Source organism: Amycolatopsis sp. cmx-11-51 (genome assembly GCF_047608665.1).
Classification (GTDB): Bacteria; Actinomycetota; Actinomycetes; order Mycobacteriales; family Pseudonocardiaceae; genus Amycolatopsis.
On the sequence record NZ_JADNQO010000002.1, the window covers coordinates 822,793 to 840,624 of the forward strand.

At 68.7% G+C, this 17,832-nt stretch carries 23 protein-coding genes and 1 pseudogene; 16 read left to right on the plus strand and 8 right to left on the minus strand.

Going from position 1 to position 17,832, the window contains the following annotated elements:
- Window positions 1-133 precede the first annotated feature (133 nt).
- The 11 genes from ACM6LU_RS12780 to ACM6LU_RS12830 all read left to right on the plus strand — a co-directional run bounded on the left by ACM6LU_RS12780 (window position 134) and on the right by ACM6LU_RS12830 (window position 7,745).
- Window positions 134-1,057 carry a hypothetical protein gene (locus ACM6LU_RS12780; protein ID WP_414937971.1) on the plus strand — a complete coding sequence of 308 codons (924 nt, stop codon included), beginning with the start codon at window positions 134-136 and terminating at the stop codon, window positions 1,055-1,057.
- Between the two features lie 60 nt (window positions 1,058-1,117).
- Window positions 1,118-1,633, plus strand: coding sequence for a winged helix-turn-helix transcriptional regulator (locus ACM6LU_RS12785; protein ID WP_414937831.1), 516 nt, complete (start codon window positions 1,118-1,120; stop codon window positions 1,631-1,633).
- A gap of 48 nt (window positions 1,634-1,681) precedes the next feature.
- Complete coding sequence (locus ACM6LU_RS12790; RefSeq protein ID WP_414937972.1) at window positions 1,682-2,200, plus strand: SRPBCC family protein; 519 nt, start codon at window positions 1,682-1,684, stop codon at window positions 2,198-2,200.
- The gene (locus ACM6LU_RS12795) at window positions 2,200-3,237 is read left to right on the plus strand and encodes an LLM class flavin-dependent oxidoreductase (RefSeq protein WP_414937832.1); all 1,038 of its coding nucleotides are present in this window, start codon (window positions 2,200-2,202) and stop codon (window positions 3,235-3,237) included. Before ACM6LU_RS12790 ends, ACM6LU_RS12795 begins: the two co-directional genes overlap by 1 nt.
- 130 nt (window positions 3,238-3,367) lie before the next feature.
- The gene (gene kstD, locus ACM6LU_RS12800) at window positions 3,368-5,122 is read left to right on the plus strand and encodes a 3-oxosteroid 1-dehydrogenase (RefSeq protein ID WP_414937833.1); all 1,755 of its coding nucleotides are present in this window, start codon (window positions 3,368-3,370) and stop codon (window positions 5,120-5,122) included.
- A 131-nt stretch (window positions 5,123-5,253) separates the two neighbouring features.
- On the plus strand, window positions 5,254-5,805 hold the full coding sequence (locus ACM6LU_RS12805; RefSeq protein ID WP_414937834.1) for a TetR/AcrR family transcriptional regulator: 552 nt from the start codon (window positions 5,254-5,256) through the stop codon (window positions 5,803-5,805).
- Window positions 5,806-5,890: 85 nt separating this feature from the next.
- Window positions 5,891-6,208 (plus strand): YbaB/EbfC family nucleoid-associated protein, encoded by a 318-nt coding sequence (locus tag ACM6LU_RS12810; RefSeq protein ID WP_414937835.1) that lies wholly within the window; start codon window positions 5,891-5,893, stop codon window positions 6,206-6,208.
- Window positions 6,205-6,504 (plus strand): hypothetical protein, encoded by a 300-nt coding sequence (locus tag ACM6LU_RS12815; protein ID WP_414937836.1) that lies wholly within the window; start codon window positions 6,205-6,207, stop codon window positions 6,502-6,504. Before ACM6LU_RS12810 ends, ACM6LU_RS12815 begins: the two co-directional genes overlap by 4 nt.
- Before the next feature lie 13 nt (window positions 6,505-6,517).
- Window positions 6,518-6,868 (plus strand): hypothetical protein, encoded by a 351-nt coding sequence (locus tag ACM6LU_RS12820; RefSeq protein ID WP_414937837.1) that lies wholly within the window; start codon window positions 6,518-6,520, stop codon window positions 6,866-6,868.
- A 26-nt stretch (window positions 6,869-6,894) separates the two neighbouring features.
- Entirely contained in the window at window positions 6,895-7,572 is a 678-nt protein-coding gene (locus tag ACM6LU_RS12825; RefSeq protein ID WP_414937838.1) for a hypothetical protein, read from the plus strand.
- Window positions 7,569-7,745, plus strand: coding sequence for a hypothetical protein (locus tag ACM6LU_RS12830; RefSeq protein ID WP_414937839.1), 177 nt, complete (start codon window positions 7,569-7,571; stop codon window positions 7,743-7,745). Before ACM6LU_RS12825 ends, ACM6LU_RS12830 begins: the two co-directional genes overlap by 4 nt.
- On the opposite strand, the gene ACM6LU_RS12835 is transcribed toward ACM6LU_RS12830, so the two are convergent.
- Window positions 7,723-7,923 carry a hypothetical protein gene (locus ACM6LU_RS12835; RefSeq protein WP_414937840.1) on the minus strand — a complete coding sequence of 67 codons (201 nt, stop codon included), beginning with the start codon at window positions 7,921-7,923 and terminating at the stop codon, window positions 7,723-7,725. The genes ACM6LU_RS12830 and ACM6LU_RS12835 overlap by 23 nt on opposite strands.
- 231 nt (window positions 7,924-8,154) lie before the next feature.
- On the opposite strand from ACM6LU_RS12835, the gene ACM6LU_RS12840 reads away from it, so the two are divergent.
- On the plus strand, window positions 8,155-9,549 hold the full coding sequence (locus ACM6LU_RS12840; RefSeq protein WP_414937841.1) for a serine/threonine-protein kinase: 1,395 nt from the start codon (window positions 8,155-8,157) through the stop codon (window positions 9,547-9,549).
- On the opposite strand, the pseudogene ACM6LU_RS12845 reads toward ACM6LU_RS12840, so the two are convergent.
- Together ACM6LU_RS12845 and ACM6LU_RS12850 are read right to left on the minus strand one after the other, a co-directional pair.
- Window positions 9,524-10,379, minus strand: a pseudogene (locus tag ACM6LU_RS12845) (LLM class F420-dependent oxidoreductase). The gene ACM6LU_RS12840 and the pseudogene ACM6LU_RS12845 overlap by 26 nt on opposite strands.
- 26 nt (window positions 10,380-10,405) lie before the next feature.
- Entirely contained in the window at window positions 10,406-11,599 is a 1,194-nt protein-coding gene (locus tag ACM6LU_RS12850; protein ID WP_414937842.1) for a cytochrome P450 family protein, read from the minus strand.
- Window positions 11,600-11,706: 107 nt separating this feature from the next.
- Between ACM6LU_RS12850 and ACM6LU_RS12855 the strand changes: the two genes are divergently transcribed.
- Window positions 11,707-12,792, plus strand: a complete 1,086-nt coding sequence (locus ACM6LU_RS12855) for a TetR/AcrR family transcriptional regulator (protein WP_414937843.1) — start codon at window positions 11,707-11,709, stop codon at window positions 12,790-12,792.
- Here ACM6LU_RS12855 and ACM6LU_RS12860 read toward each other — a convergent pair.
- Complete coding sequence (locus ACM6LU_RS12860) at window positions 12,789-13,313, minus strand: GNAT family N-acetyltransferase (protein ID WP_414937844.1); 525 nt, start codon at window positions 13,311-13,313, stop codon at window positions 12,789-12,791. The two genes, ACM6LU_RS12855 and ACM6LU_RS12860, sit on opposite strands and share 4 nt — an antisense overlap.
- A 280-nt stretch (window positions 13,314-13,593) precedes the next feature.
- On the opposite strand from ACM6LU_RS12860, the gene ACM6LU_RS12865 reads away from it, so the two are divergent.
- Together ACM6LU_RS12865 and ACM6LU_RS12870 are read left to right on the plus strand one after the other, a co-directional pair.
- Entirely contained in the window at window positions 13,594-14,190 is a 597-nt protein-coding gene (locus tag ACM6LU_RS12865) for a TetR/AcrR family transcriptional regulator (RefSeq protein ID WP_414937845.1), read from the plus strand.
- Between the two features lie 49 nt (window positions 14,191-14,239).
- Window positions 14,240-15,001, plus strand: coding sequence for an SDR family NAD(P)-dependent oxidoreductase (locus ACM6LU_RS12870; protein ID WP_414937846.1), 762 nt, complete (start codon window positions 14,240-14,242; stop codon window positions 14,999-15,001).
- A 2-nt stretch (window positions 15,002-15,003) separates the two neighbouring features.
- On the opposite strand, the gene ACM6LU_RS12875 is transcribed toward ACM6LU_RS12870, so the two are convergent.
- The 4 genes from ACM6LU_RS12875 to ACM6LU_RS12890 are packed head-to-tail and all read right to left on the minus strand — an operon-like array spanning window position 15,004 to window position 17,265.
- Complete coding sequence (locus tag ACM6LU_RS12875; RefSeq protein WP_414937847.1) at window positions 15,004-16,299, minus strand: NAD(P)/FAD-dependent oxidoreductase; 1,296 nt, start codon at window positions 16,297-16,299, stop codon at window positions 15,004-15,006.
- A gap of 2 nt (window positions 16,300-16,301) precedes the next feature.
- Entirely contained in the window at window positions 16,302-16,568 is a 267-nt protein-coding gene (locus tag ACM6LU_RS12880) for a DUF4235 domain-containing protein (RefSeq protein WP_414937848.1), read from the minus strand.
- Entirely contained in the window at window positions 16,568-16,870 is a 303-nt protein-coding gene (locus tag ACM6LU_RS12885; RefSeq protein WP_414937849.1) for a DUF3618 domain-containing protein, read from the minus strand. The genes ACM6LU_RS12880 and ACM6LU_RS12885 overlap by 1 nt, the downstream gene beginning before the upstream one ends.
- Window positions 16,867-17,265: a phage holin family protein gene (locus ACM6LU_RS12890; RefSeq protein WP_414937850.1), complete on the minus strand. Its 399-nt coding sequence runs from the start codon at window positions 17,263-17,265 to the stop codon at window positions 16,867-16,869. Before ACM6LU_RS12890 ends, ACM6LU_RS12885 begins: the two co-directional genes overlap by 4 nt.
- Before the next feature lie 134 nt (window positions 17,266-17,399).
- Between ACM6LU_RS12890 and ACM6LU_RS12895 the strand changes: the two genes are divergently transcribed.
- The gene (locus tag ACM6LU_RS12895) at window positions 17,400-17,798 is read left to right on the plus strand and encodes an SRPBCC family protein (protein ID WP_414937851.1); all 399 of its coding nucleotides are present in this window, start codon (window positions 17,400-17,402) and stop codon (window positions 17,796-17,798) included.
- Window positions 17,799-17,832: the final 34 nt, after the last annotated feature.

Here is a 17,832-nt window from a genome sequence, read left to right on the forward strand (position 1 = left end):
CGTGAGGCCGTTCACGGGTCGTCGCGGCGGCGGGAGCTCCAGGGCTGCGTGCTGCCCACGCCTCGGGCAGGCAACGGGACCGAACCGGCTGTGCCGAAGGTCCAAGGACGCCGCGGTGATTGAGCGGCTCCCGATGCGCGTCGGACAGGCCGACATCGATCGGCTCGAAGGCGTCATCGGCACGCTCCGCGCGCGCGACTACCGGGAGGGTGGCGGGGCGTGCCGCGAACTTCTGCGGGTGCTGGAACCCTACGGTGTGGCACTGCGGCGGGGGATGATGTCCGAGGCACTGGCGCGGAGGCTGGCCGGCGTGGTCGCGGATCTGCACAACCTGGTGGGCTGGACGGAATTCGACTCGGGCCGCCCCGTCCGGGCGGAGCGGCACTTTCGTCGTGCGCTCGAACTCGCGGCGGAGGCGGACAACGACGACCTGGCCGCCAACATCCACTACCGGCTCGGCCGGATGTACCTGCATCACCGCTCTCCGGCGGAGGCGCTCGCCCAGTTCGCTCAGGGGCAGCTCGCGGCACGCCGGGCGGGAACGCCGCTGTCGCAGGCGATCCTGTCGGCGAACGAGGCTTGGGCCTACGCGTTGCTTGGTGATGTCCGCCAGGCGCTCGACGAGCTTTCCCTTGCCCCGGAGCACTTCGCCAGTTTCTCGGGCGACGCCGCCCCGTCGTGGTCCGCCTTCTTCACGGCCAATGACATGGCCGCGATGATCGGCATGGTGCGCACCGAACTCGCCAGGCTCGTCGACGTCAGCCACAGCCGGGAGGCCATCCCCGCGCTCGCCGAGGCCATCGACGGCTACGGCCCGGACATGGTGCGCAGCCGGTCGCTGACGATGATCTGGCTCGCCGTCGACCACGCCCTGGAAGGCGACCTCGACCGCGCGGCGGAGGTCGGCCTCGCCGCGATGGAGATCGCAAACGGAATCCGTTCCGCGCGTACGCGGGATCGTTTGCGGCCGCTGTCGGAATGCGTGCGTAGGCGAGTGGATGACATTAACGCGCGGGATCTCCTTGACCGGATCGCGACATTTCGTGCCAGCGCCTGAGCGCCGGAGAATAGGTGGAGGAATGACCGGATCAATTGCACTGGGCGTAGGCTCGCGGGCATGAAACGGACTTCGTTCGCGCAGTGGCCGTGTTCGATCGCGCGCACCATGGACCTGCTCGGCGACTGGTGGACGCCGCTGGTCCTGCGGGAGGCGTTCTACGGGATCCGCCGGTTCGACGAGTTTCAGCAGGAACTCGGCATCGCGCGGAACACCCTCGCCGACCGGCTGCGCCGCCTGGTCGGTGAGGGGTTGCTGGAGAAGCGGGCCTACCAGGCCGATCCGGTCCGTTACGACTACGTGCTGACCGAGAAGGGCGCCGATTTCTACGGTGTGCTCGCCGCGATGACGCGCTGGGGTGACCGTTGGCTCTCCGGCGAGGCCGGACCGCCCATCACCCTCCACCACGACGCCTGCGGGCATGACACGCACGCGGAGGTCGTCTGCGCGCACTGCGCCGGGTCGCTCACCGCGGAGAACACCCGGGCGCGGCTCGGGCCGGGCTACCCGCCGAAGCTGGCGAATCGTCCCGATGTAGTGCGCCGCTTCGCCACACAGCAAGGTTTGACAACGTAAGTCCATCTACGCAACTATCGAGGTCACGAGGATGGAGAGGTGGCCGCGATGGAGTGGACCGGCGCCAAATACGCCGACGAACCGACGGTCGAGGTCCAGGTCTGGGTCGATGCCGTTCCGGAGCGCGTCTGGTCGATCGTCTCGGACGTGCGGCTGATGCCGGAGATGAGCCAGGAACTCCAGTCGGCCGAATGGTGCGACGGCGCGGCCGGTGACGCCGCGGTCGGCAGGCGGTTCGTCGGCCGCAGCAAGCACGACGCGCTCGGCGAATGGGAGACGACGTCGCACGTCGTCGAATGCGAGGCGCCGCGCGCCTTCACCTGGGCGGTCCATGATCCCGAGACGCCGACCGCGTTGTGGCGGTTCACGCTGGAACCCGAGAACGGCGGTACGAAGCTCCGGCAGTGGATGCGGCTGGGGCCGGGCCGGTCGGGCCTTTCGCTGGCGATCGAGCAGATGCCGGACAAGGAGGAGAAGATCGTCTTCGTCCGGCTGCGTGAATTCGAGAACGCGATGACCGGGACCCTCGCCGCGATCAAGCAGCGGGCAGAGGCGGCAGGCGCGTGATGCGGACGGCGACCACGGTCGAGGCCTCGCGTGGCTGGCGGGACACGCTGGATTTCGTGCTGGAGGCGGAAAAACTCGGCCTCGACGACTGCTGGGTCGCCGAGGCGTGGGGATCGGACGCGCCGTCCGTGCTCGGCTATCTCGCCGCGCGGACCGAGCGGCTCCGGCTCGGCTCGGGGATCATCCAGCTCGGCACGCGGAGCCCGGTCGCGATCGCGCAGGCCGCGCTGACGCTCTCGGAGCTTTCCGGCGGCCGGTTCGCCCTCGGGCTCGGGGCCTCGGGGCCGCAGGTGATCGAGGGGCTGCACGGCGTTCCGTTCGCCCGCCCGTTGTCGCGGATGCGCGAAACGGTCGCGATCATCCGCCAGGCGTTCGCGGGGGAGAAGATCTCGTTCACCGGCAAGGAGTTCGAGATCCCGCTGCCGGGTGATGCCAAGCCGATGCGGCTGTCGACGACGCCGAATCCGGACATCCCGATCCACCTGGCCACGCTCTCACCGAAGCTGCTGGAGCTGACCGGCGAGGTCGCGGACGGCTGGCTGGGCACCAGTTTCGTCCCGGAGGGGGCGCGGGCCTACTTCTCGCATCTCGACGCCGGCCTCGCGAAGGCTGGCCGGTCGAGGGCGGACCTCGAAGTCTGCCAAGGCGCCGAGGTCGCGTTCGCCCGGGACGAGGACGAGTTGCGTGGCATGGTCGCGGGCCGCAAGGCCGAACTCGCGTTCAGTCTCGGTGGGATGGGTTCGGCGAAGACGAACTTCTACAACAACGCCTACAGCAGGCAAGGCTGGGCCGAGGCCGCCGCGGCGGTGCGGGAGCGCTGGCAGGCGGGCGACCGGGAAGGCGCCGCCGCGCTGGTGACCGACGAAATGGTGCTCGGCACGACGCTGATCGGCACCGAACCGATGGTGGCGCGACGGCTGAGTGTCTGGCGTGACGCCGGGGTCGACACGGTCCGGCTGTACCCGGCGGGGGAGACGGTCGCCGACCGGCTCGCCACCCTCGGTCGCGCACTGGACCTGGTCCGCGCGCTGGGCTGAATGCCCGCGCCGGTTGAGGTGACCGGCCGAGCGCGGCCGTTCCCGCCTGCTCCAAGCGGGTAGAACTTGTTTCACTTTTGTGCCCGGCTGGAGAACATGACCTCGCTCGGTCCCCACGCGAGGAGGATTCATGGGTCCCGACCCCCGCTTGTCCCGGCGCCAGGTTCTGCGCGGTACCGCCGCCGGTGCCGGGATCGCGCTCGCTTCGGGACTACCGTTCGCCGGAACGGCTTCGGCCGACGCCGCGGTGATCGGCGAGTACGACGTCGTCGTGGTTGGCGCGGGAGCGGCCGGGATGACCGCCGCGCTGACGGCGGCCAAACGCGGGCTCAGCTGTGTCGTGCTGGAGAAAGCGGCGAAGTTCGGCGGTTCGGCCGCCCGGTCGGGGGCGGGGATCTGGATTCCTGGCAACTCGGTGCTCGCCGCGGCCGGCGTCCGCGACACCCCGGAAGAGGCCGCACGGTACTTGGCCGCCGTGGTCGGCCCGTCGATCCCCGCCTCACGACAGCAGGCGTTCCTCGCCAACGGCCCGGCGATGCTCTCATTCGTGATGGCCAACAGCCCGCTGCGGTTCCGGTGGATGGAGGGCTACAGCGACTACTACCCGGAACTGCCGGGCGGGAAGCCGGGCGGGCGCTCGATCGAACCCGATCAACTCGACGGGAACGTCCTCGGCGCTGAACTGGCCAACCTGAACCCGCCCTATCTCGCCACGCCCGCGGGGATGGCCGTCTTCAGCGCGGACTACAAATGGCTCGCGCTGGCCGCGGTCAACCCGAAGGGCGCCGCGGTGGCCGCCACCTGCCTCGCCCGCGGCACGGCCGCCGCGCTCGCCGGACAGAAACCGCTCACCATGGGGCAATCGCTGGCCGCCGGCCTGCGGGCCGGGTTGCGGCGCGCCGGTGTCCCGGTCTGGCTGAACACGCCTCTGACCGATCTCGTCATCGAGAACGGGAAGGTCACCGGTGTGACCGTCGCGGCAGGTGTGGTGAAAGCGCGGCGCGGCGTCATCGTCGGTTCCGGCGGGTTCGAGCACAACGCCGCCATGCGGGCGAAATACCAGCGCCAGCCGATCGGTACACAGTGGACGGTCGGCGCCCGGTCGAACACGGGCGACGGGATCCTCGCCGGAAAACGGGCCGGAGCGGCGTTGGACCTGATGGACGACGCCTGGTGGGGCCCGGCGATCCCGCTGCCCGGCGAGCCCTACTTCTGCCTCGCCGAGCGGACGCTTCCCGGCGGACTGATGGTGGACGCGGCGGGCAAACGGTTCGTCAACGAAGCGGTGCCGTACAGCGACGTCGTGCACACGATGTACGACCGGAACCCGAGTTCGCCCACCATCCCGGCGTGGCTGGTCGTCGATCAGCATTACCGCAACCGGTATCTCTTCCGCGACGTCGCGCCGCTGCTGCCGCTTCCCGATGAGTGGTACTCGGCGGGCGCGGTCAAGAAGGCGTGGACCGTGGAGGCGCTCGGCGCCGCGATCGGCGTTCCGCCGCAGGCGTTGCGTGCCACGGTCAACCGGTTCAACGGCCAGTCACTGTCCGGTGTGGACAGTGACTTCCGCCGGGGCGCCAGTGTCTACGACCACTACTACACCGACCCGTACGTCCTGCCGAACTCGTGCCTCGCCGCGCTCTGGGAACCCCCGTTCTACGCGTTCAAGATCGTCCCGGGCGACCTCGGTACCAAGGGTGGCATGCGCACCGACGCGCGGGCGCGGGTCCTGCGAGCGGACGGCTCGGTCATCTCCGGGTTGTATGCCGCCGGGAACGCCAGCGCGGCGGTGATGGGCAACAGTTACGCGGGTGCCGGGTCGACGATCGGCCCGGCGATGACCTTCGGGTACGTCGCGGCCAAGGACCTCGCGGATCATCCGTGAGCTGAAGGGGACTTTCCCCTCATGAGATGCGGTGAAGGGCCCCTTCGGCACGTCTGACGCGGGTATGGCGCCCTTCGGCCCTCGGCTAAGGTGGGGCGTTCGCGTGGCATCAAGGGCTGGGGGGGTCCGCCATGATCGTCAAACGTTCCTATCACCACGGGGACCTCCGTCGGGCGCTCGTCCTGGCCGCACGGGAGGCCCTCGTCGAGCGAGGTCCGGAAGGGGTGAGCCTGCGCGGCGCGGTCGCGAAGGTGGGCGCGTCCACCGCGGCGCCGTACCGGCATTTCCGCGACAAGGACGCGCTGCTGGTGGCGGTCGCGCTGGAGGGGCACGCCGAACTGCAGGACTGCCTGCGGGGCTGCGGCGCCGGTACGGTGACCGCGCTCGGGCATTCCTACCTCGGTTTCGCGCTGGAGAATCCCGCGTTGTACCGGCTGATGGCGGGCGCCGGGATCTGTGACCGCGCCGCGCATCCCGGACTCGGCGAGGCGCATCGGGAGACCTGTGCGGTGCTGGCCGATCGGGTGGGTGAGCGGAACGATCCGGGCGGGTTCGCCGTCACACTCTGGTGCCTGCTCCATGGGCTGGCCACGCTCGTGATCGACGGCCACGTCGAGCGCGGTTCCGCTGTCGCGGAGGCCGAGCGCAGCCTCGCGTTCCTGGTCGGTACCGCCGGAAGGTGACCGTCCGAGTGATCTGGGCCACAATGTTTCCGGCGATGTCCTGAAACTCCCGCTCGGCAAAGTCAACGGTGTTTACATGCACCGCATGAACGGATACGACTGGGAGCCGCCAACGGCTGCGGAAATGGAAGCCTGGGAGGCGACGGCCGCGGAATTCGAACGTCTTGCCGCCGAACAGGCCGAAGAACGTTTCTCTGGTCGTTCGGACAGTGGGCTCGTCGAGGCCGAGGTGGATGGGAACGGACGGCTGACCGACCTCGACGTCAGTGCGGACGCGCTGCGTCAGGCCTACCCGCAGAACATCGGCCCGGACACGATCGAGGCCATCGCCGCCGCGCGCGCGGCGGCCGGTGCCGCCGGCCGGGAAAAGTTCGTGGGGATCCTGCCGGAGGTGTCCGCGTGAGCCGCAGGCAAAGGCTGGAGAACCTGGTCAGCGAGATCGAAGAGCAGGACGCGGCGCGGACGCGGGCGCTAGCGGACGTCCGGGCGCAGACCATCGAGGTCGACATCCCCGACGACCTCGGCGTCATCGAGGTCTCCGGCACCGGACGGCTGGAGCGGATCGAGATCGACCTCGAAAACCTGCCTTACACCACGGCCACCGCGTTGAGCGCGAGCCTGCTGGAGGCGATCGTCGCCGCCGAGGAGCACGCGCAGGAACTCAGGCAGCAGGCCCTCGCGGCCTCGCGCCCCCGCTGAACGGAGAACGACTTTGGCTCAGATCGAAGGTACCGGCTACTACGTCGTACCGGACGCCCTCCGCAAGAACACCGACGCCTGGGTTACCGCGGGCGACGCCTGGTACGAGTTTTTCAAGCTCGGCGGCGACTACGCGGCGATGTCCAACATCGACATGGGGCTCCTCGGTGTGAAGACCGGTTTCCCGCGGGACTACAACGTCGCCCGCGAAACCATCTTGAAGACCGCTCGGACCGGCTTCGAACAGATCCAGGAGGTCCGCGACAACCTGGACAAGGTCGCCAAGGACTACGAGGACCGCGACGCCGAGTACTACGAGCAGTTCGGCTACATGGGCGACGACGACGCGAACAAGCGCTTCTAGGCCTTCCGAAAGTTGAGGAACAGAGCATGGTGACACGCGAGAAGGCCGAATGGCCGGAGAACAGCGCGAACAAGGTCCAGGAGAAGGCCGAGAAGTACAAGCACAAGGGCGCGCTCAGCACCCTGGCGATGATCCGGGACGGCCTCTTCGGCAACGCCGACCGGATGGAGGAACTGGCCGGGTGGTGGGGCAAGGCTCCGTACATGGTCGACTCCGAGAACGCCATCGACGAGTCCCGCAACAACCTCGCCGCGTATTGGCAGGGCGGCGGCTACGACTCGTACAACACCTACGCGATCAACGCGACCAAGCGCATCTCGCGTAACGAAGGCGTCTTCAACGAGATCGCGGGCACGATGGAAAGCTGCATCGACATCGTCTACGAAACCTACGCCGACGCGATCGGGTTCATCAGCGAGTGTGCCAACCAGCTCGTCGATGCGGCGACGAACCTCATCGAGGACTGGTTCAACCCTCCTGGTGAGGCGGCGAACATGATTCGCGTCCTGAACGGGTTCGTCCAGGCCGTCAGCGATCTGATCGAGGCCTCGGTCCGCAAGATGGGCGATCTGCGCCAGATGGGTGTCTTCCTCTCCCGGCAGGCGAACGACTTCGCCGACGTCATGAAATTGGCCGAACCGGCAGGGAACCCCGGCCTCTGGGCCGTCAAGCCGGTGCCGAAGGAACCCGCGGCCGCGCAGTGACGGACGAGCCGCCGAAGGAGGAGGACGCCGAAAGCCTGCTGGAGAACCCGTGGGATCCGGAGACGCTGGCCGCCAAACGCAAGAAGGCGGGCAAGCCCAGGGCCAGGATCAAGGGGGCGGGCAAGCCCGCCGAAGATCCGGAGTACCGCATCAAGTTCGGCAAGGCCTGGTAGGGGCGAAGGCGTCCTTCACCGCGTGCGACGCGGTGAAGGACGCCTTCGGCTCATCTAGCCGGTGGACGGTCGATCGCACCAGCTGGGTCAGGTCTGCCTGCCCGCCGTGCTCGTTGAATGCTTCGAGCAACGCGAGCGCGCCTTCAAGCACGCCGCGGCCGCCGATGATTTCCCGCATCGCCGCCCTTTCTCGAGATCAGGCCACACCCGGAGAAGTAGGATGTGCACCAGGCCGTCCGGGAGACGAACTTTCGGGCAGCCGAAGGGGCGGGGTTCCGCTGAACGGCCCGGCCCGCGAAGTGACCGACACCGCGCCGGAAACCACCGTGCCGGGTCCGGTGCCCCGGCGCGTTCCTGGCATGCTGGCAAGGTTCACGCGAACACCACAGCTCCCAGGGGGACGTCGACAATGGAGGAGATCCGCCGCCTCGCCGACCGGTTCGATCTCATCGAGCCCGTCGGTGGTGGCTCCATGGGCACCGTGTGGCGGGCGCGCGACGACAACCTGGAGCGCACGGTCGCGGTCAAGGAACTCCTTCTGCCGCACGGGCAAGGGGAGCAGAAGTCCGACGAGGCCAAGAATCGGGCGCTGCGTGAGGCCAGGATCGCCGCGCGGCTGGTACATCCGCACGCCATCACCGTCTTCGGCGTGATCGACGAGCAGGACCGCCCGTGGATCATCATGGAGTACCTCCCCTCGATCAGCCTCGCGGACAAACTGCGCGAAGGGCCGATGGAGGTCGACGACGTCATCCGTCTCGCCATCCAGCTGTGCTCGGCGCTGGCGGCCGCGCACCGGGCGGGCATCGTCCACCGCGACATCAAACCCGGCAACGTCCTGCTCGGCGAAGACGACACCGTCAAGATCACCGACTTCGGGATCTCGCGGGCGATGGGGGACGTCCAGCTCACCGCGACCGGCGAGATCTCCGGGACGCCGGCGTTCCTGGCGCCCGAGGTCGCCCGCGGTGAGGACGCCACTTCCGCTTCCGACGTGTTCTCGCTCGGCGCGACGCTGTACACCGCGCTCGAAGGCGGCACGCCCTACGGCACGGCGGAGAACCCGATCGCGCTGCTGTACCGCGCGTCCAGCGGGGAGATCACTCCGCCGGTGAAGTCCGGCATCCTGACGCCGCTGCTGACCCGCCTGCTCGACGTCCGGCCGGACAGCAGGCCGACGATGACCGAGATCGAACGGGAACTGCGGGCGCTGGCGGCGGGGGAGCCGACCACGCTCGTAGCCGAGGAACCGCCGCCGAAAGCACGCAAGGGAATGCTGATCGGCGTACTCGCCGGATTCCTCGTGCTCGCCGCGGTCGCCGCGGCCGTGGTCGTCATGATCACGCGTGGAGAGGACACGCCGTCGGACGCCGCACCGCCGCCTGCCTCGCAGTCGCAGGCCGTCACCCCGCCGCCGACCTCTCCCGAACCGCCGCCGTCCTCTTCGGCGCCCCCGTCGTCGTCACCGCCGCCGTCCCCGTCGTCGTCCGCACCGCCTCCGGCACAGACGCCAGGGCAGGCGCTCGCGGCCTACTACACGCTCATTCCTGGGAATCTCCAGGCCGGGTTCGCGACGTTGTCCGACAACTTCAAGCGCACCAGGGACCAGAGCTTCGAGCGGTACTCGGGCTACTGGAAGGCTTACCGCTCGGTGACCGTGTCGAACGTGTCCGAATCCGGGAACACGGTGACGGCGACGCTCACCTACGTCACCGCGTCAGGGGGGACCAAGACGGGGAGGGAGACCTTCGAACTGGTCCAGCAGGACGGCCGGTACCTCATCGACTCCCAGCGGGCAGGCTGAGTTTTCCGGCGAGGCGCCGAAGCCAGGCCTCGACCTCGTCGGGGGAGCGGTCCGGGAGGCCGAAGATCGTCTCGGTGACCCCGGCGGCTTCCAACTTGGCCAGGTTCTCCGGGTCCGGACGGACACCGAGCGCGGAGATCTCCGGCTCGCCGGAACGGCCCGCTTCGTGCCAGATCTCGCCTAGCCGTCGTGCCTTGTCCTCGATGTCCGTGTCGCCGGGGGTGGTGAGCCAGCCGTCGGCGGACTTCGCGATCCAGCGGAACGTCTTCTCCGTCCCGCCCGCGCCGACGATCACCGGGATGTGCGCCTGAACCGGTTTCGGCCAGGCCCAGCTCGCGCCGAACGAGACGAACTCGCCGGCGTACGAGGCTTCGTCGTCCCGTCCAGAGCGCGCGCATCGCTTCGACGTACTCGCGCAGGACCGTCCGTCGCTTGCCGCCCGGGACGCCGTGATCGGCCAGTTCGTCGACGTTCCAGCCGAAGCCGACACCGAGGGTGACCCGCCCGGCCGAGAGGTGATCGAGGCTGGCGATCGTCTTCGCCAGCCTCGATCACCTCTCGGCCGGGAGGGCCACCGCCGTCGCGAGCCGGATCCGCGTGGTCACCGAGGCCGCGGTGGCCAGCGCGACCCACGGATCCAGCGTGCGCAGGTAGCGATCGTCGGGCAGGGACGAGTCACCGGTGCGCGGATGCGGAGCCTCCCGTTTGACCGGGATGTGCGTGTGTTCGGGCACGTGGAAGGCGTCGAAGCCCGCCGCTTCCGCCGTCCGTGCGGCGGCCGCCGGTGTGATGCCCCGGTCACTGGTGAACAGCACTATCCCGTGTCTCACAGCCGGTCACGCTATTAGAACGTGTTTCAGTTGACAACTGTCGCGTGCAGGTTGACCGGCAGTGCGTTCAGCCGCCAGGTGCCCGGGTCCGGGATCCGCAGCAGTCCATCCGCGAGCGCCAGATCGGGGAAGCGGCGCAGTAGTGCGATGAGTGCGACTTCGGTCTGCACCCTGGCCAGTGAGGCGCCGAGGCAGAAATGCGGTCCGTGGGCGAACGCCAGATGCCACGCGGGCCCCGCCGCGCGCCGGATGTCGAAGACGTCCGGGTCGGGGAACGCCCTCGGGTCCCGGTTCACCGCGGCGATCGCAACAGTAACAGGTTCTCCTTCGGGGATCAGGACGTCGCCGATCCGGACGTCCGTCGTGGTGAGCCGGGGGATCGTCAGCAGCTGCGGGCTGCACCAGCGCATCAGTTCCTCGACCGCGCCGGGCATGAGGGCCGGGTCTTCGCGGAGTTCGGCCAGCTGGGCGGGGTGGGAGAGCAGGATCTCGACGGAGTTGGCGATGAGGTTGCCGGGCACCTGGCCGCCAAGGACCAGTTGCCAGACCAGGGCGACCAGTTCGGTTTCGCTGAGCCTGTCGCCGTCTTCGGCCTGGATCTGGAGCAGTTGCGAGACGACGTCTTCGGCGGGCTCGAGCTTCCGGTTCGCGATGGCGGCGAGAGAGTCCTCGACGATCCCTGGAACCGCCTTCGCGAGTCCTGGACCGTCGCCCGCCGCGACCAGGGTGCCGTACTCGCGCCAGCGCGGGCGGTCGGCTTCGGGGATGCCGACCAGGGCGCAGATCACGTCGACCGGTAGCGGACGCGCGAAGGCGGTGACCAGATCGATCCGGTCTTGTCCGGCGAGGCCGTCGAGGAGATCGTCCACGAGCCGCTCGATCCCCGGCCGGAGCGCGGCGGCCTTGCGCGGGGTGAACGCGGGGGACACGAGGCGTCGGAGCCGGAGGTGTTCCGGGCCTTCGAGCTCCTGCATCGACCGCATGTACGGGCGGCAGTGCTCGGGGATTTCCATGCGCTGATAGCTGGCCGAGCTGAGGGCGAAACGCGGGTCACTCAGCATCTTCCGCGCTTCTTCGTGGCGCAGGATCGCCCACATCGGGCCGAAACCCGGTGCGACCAGCTTGGCGATCGGGGAGCGCTCACGGACTGGGCGGTAAGCGGTGAACGGATCGCGCAGGACCTCGGGGTCGGTCAGGGGGATCTCGGGAACTTCGGACAAGGCAGGTCTCCCAGTTCGGATGTTCGAATCAGATGTTCTCATCATCTGAATGGTCAAGGTATCTTGATCCGGGTCCAAGGGCAATCGCGCGGGTCGACAGGAGGCCGATGGTCCGGCTGAGCAGGGCGGAGACGCAGGAGCGCAATCGCACGAAGGTGCTGGCCGCCGCGCGTGACGAGTTCGCTGAACGGGGCTTCCGGGACGCCAAGATCGACGTCATCGCCGAGCGGGCGGAGCTGACCCGCGGCGCGGTCTACTCGAACTTCCCCGGTAAGCGCGCGCTGTACTTCGCCGTTCTGGCCGAACTGGCGGAACGGTCGGCCGGAGCGCCGCACGCCGTGCCGGGCAAGACGCTCCAGGACGCGTTGGGCGCCTTGGCCAGGGCGAGGGTGGCGGCGCTTCCCTTGGACGACGACCAGGCGGGCCTCTCGCGCGATCTGATGCCGGAAGTGCTGGCGGACGAGCGGATCCGGCGTCCGTTCGCCCAGCTGGTGAAGCTCAACGGGCTGCTGCTCGGGCTCGCGCTGGAGCGGCTCTACCCGCCCGAACGCCCGGCGGGAGCGCCGATTCCGCGTCGTGTCCGGCTCGCGGAGACGGTGCTGACCGCGCTGCACGGCGCCGGCCAGCTGGCGGCCGCCGCGCCGGGACTCGTCGAACCCTTCGACGTCGTGAGCGCCTGCGAGCGACTGGCGGGGCTGGCGCTCAACGACTGGTGGGCGCCGCCGGTGATCGCCCCCGCCGCGCGGCCCGCCGACCGGCCGTGGTCACCGCCCGAGGCCGTCGACCTCGTGCGGGCCGAACCGTTCGTGCCCGCCGACGGCGTGGTCGTCGTCCTGGGCACCCATCGGCTGGCCGCCGCCGAAGAGGCCGTGCGGGCCGATGGCCGCGAGGTCACCGTGGTCGTGGTGACCAGCGAGCCCGCCGAACTGGTCCCGCTGACCCGGCTGATCGTCGCGGAAGTGTGCGGCGGTCTGCGGCAGGCCTTCCCGGAGCGGGCCTGGCCGGGCGTGCGTGTGGTGTGCGACGTGACCGGGACGCTGACGGCCGCCGCGGGGGTACTCGCGGTCAGTGACGAGACCGAGGCCGCGGTCCGGGTGGAGCGGGGGCGGATCGTCGCCACGGCGGACGGGCGCGGCGCGGGACACGCCGTCTCGGTGACCGGCGATGTGTCCCGTGTGGACCAACGACGCTAGACGACGTCCGTGTGCCGGATCCGGTACACCTGAAGGCGAAGCCCGTAGTACTTCTCGGTTTCGCCGACCCAGACCATCCCGAGCCGTTTCGCGGTCGCGATGGCACGCATGTTGTTCGGGCGCGCGACGGCGAAGAGTTCGTCCGTGTCCTGGGTGAACGCCCAGCCGAGCAGCGCGCGGGCGGCCTCGGAGGCGTACCCCTCTCCCCAGGCGTCCGGATGCAGCTGCCAGCTGATCTCCAGGTCCTCTTCGTACGGTGGCAGCAGATGGATGCCCAGTCCGCCGACGACCGCGCCGTCCTCCTTGCGCTGCACCGCCCATCTTCCGCGCGGCGGCACGAGGTTGGGCTGAGCCTGTTGCCAGGCCTGCAGAACGGAACGCATCGCCGCGGCGTCGGTCACCCGGTCCATCGCCGGGGTGAGCCAGCGGGTCACGTCTGTGGTGCCGTAGATCGCCAGCGCGGCTTCGGCGTCGTCCTCGGACCAGTCACGGACGACGAGCCTTTCGGTGGTCAAGTCCATGACAGAACGTTACGCGCAGAGATGGGGTGATGGGGTGTTCGGATCATGACGACGTCGACCCTGTGGGCGCCTCATCGAAGTCGGCACGCAGCGGTTCGCCGAACTCGAGCGGCCGATCGGCACGATCGCGCCGAAGGTCCGGGCGGCCTCCGAATCCCGCTCGTGAGCGTTCGGCCCTCCCGCAAGTAGTCGGCTACTTGCACGTGCCTACGGTCAGGACCGCTGGACGCCGCGAATCGATTTCTTGACTGATCGTTCCAGATAAGGTTACGCTACTCAGGTGTCCCGGGTGAAGGAATTCGACGTCGACGCGGCCTGTGGTGCCGCGCTGGAACTGTTCTGGCGGCAAGGGTACGAGGCCACGTCGGTCAACGACCTCGTCGTCGAACTCGGCATCGGCAAGGCCAGTCTCTACGCGACGTTCGGCACCAAGCACGAGCTGTACCTGACTGCCTTGAACCACTACATCGCCCGGGGCAACGAGCGGTTCGTCGAGGACTTCGCCGGACCGGGGCCCGCGCTCGCGGGGGTGCGGCGGCTCATCGAGCGCTATCTCGCCGAAATACTCGGCGAATCGGGGCGTAAAGGCTGTTTCGTGGTCAACGCCGCCATGGAGATGATGCCGAGGGATCCCCAGGTCGCACGAGTGGTCGAGCGCAGCTGGGACGCGCTGGAGCTAGCCTTGCGGATGGCTTTGAGCCGGGCGAAGGCGCAAGGCGAACTCGACGCCGCCACCGACCCGGAAACACTCGCCGCCTTCCTGCTCGCGGTCCTGCAAGGGATGCGGGTGCTGGGCAAGGGGCCGGATTTCGAGGCGCGGACCAGGGCGACGGCGAAGCAGGCCATGGCGGTCCTCGATGCCGCCCGTCCGCACTGATTTCGTCAGCACTAGATACTAGAACGAGCGGACCAGAAAGTTGGGTACTGTGGGGAAGCGATTCAGCGGCAAAGTCGTCCTGGTCACCGGGGGAGGTTCCGGTATCGGCCGCGCCACGGCGGCGGCCTTCGCGCGCGAAGGCGCTCAGGTTGTCGTTTCCGGCCGGGATGGCGAGAAACTTCGTCAGACGGTGAAGGAGATCGAGGCCGAGGGCGGCGTGGCCGACGCGGTGACCGCCGACGTGGGTGTCGGCGTCGAAGTCGAGCATCTCGTCACCGAGACCGTGCGACGGCACGGCAAACTCGACATCGCGTTCAACAACGCGGGCGTTCTCGGCAGCCCCGCGCCGACCGCGGACCTCGACGAAGACGGTTTCACCGCCGTCGTGCGGACCAATCTCACCGGCACTTGGCTGTCCATGAAGCACGAGATCGCGCAGATGCGGGCGGGCGGTGGGGGAGTCATCGTCAACATGGCGTCCAACATCGGTTCGCACACCCGGCTCCCGGGGATGGCCGCCTACGCCGCTTCGAAGGCCGCGGTGGACGTGCTGACCCGGACGGCCGCCCGCGACCACATCGCGGAGGGTATCCGGATCAACGCGGTCAGCCCCGGCGCCACCGATACCGGTATGTCGTTCCGGCCCGGCGAAACCGAGGCCGACCGCGCCGAACGACTCGGCGCGGTCATCCCGCTCGGCCGGATCGGGACGGTCGAGGAGATCGCCGCCGCGGTTCTCTGGCTGGCTTCCGACGAGTCCGCGTACGTCGTAGGGCACGACATCGTCCTCGATGGCGGCGTGAGCGCCTGAGTTCAACGCTTCGTACGCGGCAGTTCCGGGGAATCGGTGTCCAGCGGGACGGCGGCAGCCCGCACCAGTCCTAATTGGACAGTCTGTCGCTTCGTCATCGCCTCCAGCACCCAGTCGGTGGCGGTGCGCAGCCGGTTCCCCGGCATCGCCAGCAGGTGGTACCCCCGCGTGACCGCCTTGGCGGCGAGCCCGGAAAGAGGGATGTGCAGGGGATTCGCCGCGGCCTGGCGGCCGCCGAGGTCCACGACGAAGCCGAGATCATGATGCCGGTAAGTGCCGTGCGATCCGTGCCCGAGCGACGCGGCCACATTCCGTCCGGCGAGTCTGCCCTGCCGTTCGGCGTGCTGGGCGGTCATCGGGGTGTACTCACCCGGCCTGGTCAGATCCGGGACGGCGGCCGCGTCGCCGCACGCGTAGACATCACGCCGTCCGGGGACGTTCAGCTGCGTGGTGACGACGAGCCTGCCCTTGGCCGTCTTCAACCCCAGGTCCTCGATCAGCGGATCCGGCCGGACCCCGACGCACCAGACGAGGGTGTGGGTCGGCACGGCTTCGCCCGAGGTCAGCGTCACGCCCTTTTCGTCGGCGTTGTCGATGGACGTCTTCATCAGCACCTCGACGCCGCGTGCCCGCAACACCTTGTCCGCGGTGGTGCCGAGCCGCCGGTCGAGTTCCGGCAGGACACGCTCGGCCACGTCCAGCAGCAGCCAGCGGATCTTCTGGCCGTCCAGTTCGGGATGCCGGGCCGCGAGCGTCTCGGTGAACGCCGGACCCTGCGCGGCGACCTCGGTCCCGGTGTAGCCCGCGCCGACCACGACGAACGTGCAGCGCGCGTCGCGTTCGGCCGGATTCTTCGCGGAGGCGGCCAGTTCCACCTGCCGGGTGATGTGGTCCCGCAGGTAGAGGGCCTCGGGCAGACCGCGGAAGCCGTGAGCGTACTCGGGCACGCCGGGGATCGGCAGCAGCTTGTTGACGCTGCCCGCGGCGAGCACGAGACGGTCGTAGCTCATTTCGTGTTCGTGGTCTTCGGGGTCGGTGTAGCTCACCCTGCGGCCGTCGAAGTCGACCGAAGTCGCGGTCCCGAGCACCAGGCGCACGCCGCGCAGGGTGCCGGGGATGGACACCGAGATCCGCCTCGGTTCGAGGATCCCGGCGGCGACTTCGGGCAGCAACGGAAGGTAGAGGAAGTAGTCGGTCGGGTTCAGCACGACGATCTCCGTGTCGTCGCCGACCGATTTACGCAGGGTTTTGGCGGCGTTGTAGCCGGCGAACCCACCTCCGATGAGCACTACGCGCATCGTCAGTCCTCGGTGGGCCAGTCGCCGGTCGCCTTGCGGTAGCCGACCGCGCCCGCCCGTTCGGTGGCCGCCTTCACCGCGCCGAAGATCGCGCCCTGCGCGGCCGCGGCGAGGATCACCTGAGTCCAGGTGAAGTCCCGATCCGTCGCGTTCGGGGTGTCTTCGTTCCCGCTCACGCGCTTCCAGACCTGCTTGAACGCGATTCCGGCGAGCACGCCACCCGCGGCGCTCACGACCATGTTCAGCGGTTTGTAAAGAACCTTGTTCACTACGACGACCTCTTTCGCATGATCAGCCGGATCATCACCAGCAGTGCGAGAACACCGGCGAAGATCGGCAGGGGATTGGCGCGGACGATTTCGGTGCCCTGACGGAACTTCGCCGCCGCTGGCTCCGAAACCTTATCGGAGATCTTGGCACTGGCCTGGTCGACCTTCGCGTCGAGGTTGTCGTTGACTCGGGCCTTGACGTCGAGTTTCTGGCCCAGCGCGTCGAGGGTCTCGGTGAGTTCCTCGCGCGTCACATCGCGATCGGCGCGGGCCTCTTCGGCGTTCTTGGGAAAATCGGTCATGAGCGCACTCCCTGCTTGATGGTGTCGACATCCTCACGGACACCTTCAATGGCTTCTTCCGGTACCGGCGGTGACGCGCTCGCGACCTCCTTCTTGCCGACGACGGCCGAAAGCCCGCCGATCAGCAGCAGGGCCGCACCGGTCACCACGGCGGCCAGCCAGGCGGGCATGACCAGTGCGAGTGCCAGCACCACCGCGGCGATGAGGGTCGCCAGGCCGAACAAGGCGAAGAGGCCGGCCGCGCCGAACAGCCCGACACCGACCCCCATCCGTTTGCCTTTGCCCTGCAGTTCGACGACGGCGAGACGCATTTCGTCGCGCACGAGACGTTTGACCTCGTCACTCAGGTCGGAGACCAGTTCGCCGACCGACCGGTCTTCGGTCTTTTCGATCATGGGCACCTCCTCGGAGCGTTCTGACCGCCGGGTACCCGGGAGTACAGGCGGTCAATCACGGCGGGTTCGGCCAGCCGGGTGCCGGGTAGCCGAGGAATCAACGGCTCGAAAGCACCCGACAAGCAGGAGGATGCATGAGCACGATCACCGAGATGGTCGACGTCGACGTACCGGTCAAGACCGCGTACAACCAGTGGACCCGGTTCGAGTCCTTCCCGAAGTTCGGTGGGGTGAGCCAGGAATTCGACGCGACCATCACCGAACAGCATCCTGACGAGCGCCTCGCGTGGACCTCGGACTCCGGTCCCGACCACGCCGGCGTGATCACCTTCCATCGCCTGGACGACAACAAGACCCGTGTCACAGCGCAGATGGAGATCGACCCGGAAGGCTTCGTCGAGAACGTTGCCGACAAACTCGGCATCCTCGACCGCCGGATCAAGGGCGACATGAAGCGGTTCAAGGAGTACATCGAGAGCCACGGTCAGGAGACCGGCGCGTGGCGCGGTGACGTGGATCGCCCCGGCAGCTGAAGCACCCGTGATCTTCCCCTGGAAAACGCTGTTT

Bases quoted from the DNA above. Each gene is read 5' to 3' on its own strand.
- ACM6LU_RS12780 (WP_414937971.1), top strand. From the start codon at position 134: ATGCGCGTCGGACAGGCCGACATCGATCGGCTCGAAGGCGTCATCGGC.
- ACM6LU_RS12785 (WP_414937831.1), top strand. From the start codon at position 1,118: ATGAAACGGACTTCGTTCGCGCAGTGGCCGTGTTCGATCGCGCGCACC.
- ACM6LU_RS12790 (WP_414937972.1), top strand. From the start codon at position 1,682: ATGGAGTGGACCGGCGCCAAATACGCCGACGAACCGACGGTCGAGGTC.
- ACM6LU_RS12795 (WP_414937832.1), top strand. From the start codon at position 2,200: ATGCGGACGGCGACCACGGTCGAGGCCTCGCGTGGCTGGCGGGACACG.
- kstD (WP_414937833.1), top strand. From the start codon at position 3,368: ATGGGTCCCGACCCCCGCTTGTCCCGGCGCCAGGTTCTGCGCGGTACC.
- ACM6LU_RS12805 (WP_414937834.1), top strand. From the start codon at position 5,254: ATGATCGTCAAACGTTCCTATCACCACGGGGACCTCCGTCGGGCGCTC.
- ACM6LU_RS12810 (WP_414937835.1), top strand. From the start codon at position 5,891: ATGAACGGATACGACTGGGAGCCGCCAACGGCTGCGGAAATGGAAGCC.
- ACM6LU_RS12825 (WP_414937838.1), top strand. From the start codon at position 6,895: ATGGTGACACGCGAGAAGGCCGAATGGCCGGAGAACAGCGCGAACAAG.
- ACM6LU_RS12835 (WP_414937840.1), bottom strand. From the start codon at position 7,923: ATGCGGGAAATCATCGGCGGCCGCGGCGTGCTTGAAGGCGCGCTCGCG.
- ACM6LU_RS12840 (WP_414937841.1), top strand. From the start codon at position 8,155: ATGGAGGAGATCCGCCGCCTCGCCGACCGGTTCGATCTCATCGAGCCC.
- ACM6LU_RS12855 (WP_414937843.1), top strand. From the start codon at position 11,707: ATGGTCCGGCTGAGCAGGGCGGAGACGCAGGAGCGCAATCGCACGAAG.
- ACM6LU_RS12860 (WP_414937844.1), bottom strand. From the start codon at position 13,313: ATGGACTTGACCACCGAAAGGCTCGTCGTCCGTGACTGGTCCGAGGAC.
- ACM6LU_RS12875 (WP_414937847.1), bottom strand. From the start codon at position 16,299: ATGCGCGTAGTGCTCATCGGAGGTGGGTTCGCCGGCTACAACGCCGCC.
- ACM6LU_RS12885 (WP_414937849.1), bottom strand. From the start codon at position 16,870: ATGACCGATTTTCCCAAGAACGCCGAAGAGGCCCGCGCCGATCGCGAT.
- ACM6LU_RS12890 (WP_414937850.1), bottom strand. From the start codon at position 17,265: ATGATCGAAAAGACCGAAGACCGGTCGGTCGGCGAACTGGTCTCCGAC.
- ACM6LU_RS12895 (WP_414937851.1), top strand. From the start codon at position 17,400: ATGAGCACGATCACCGAGATGGTCGACGTCGACGTACCGGTCAAGACC.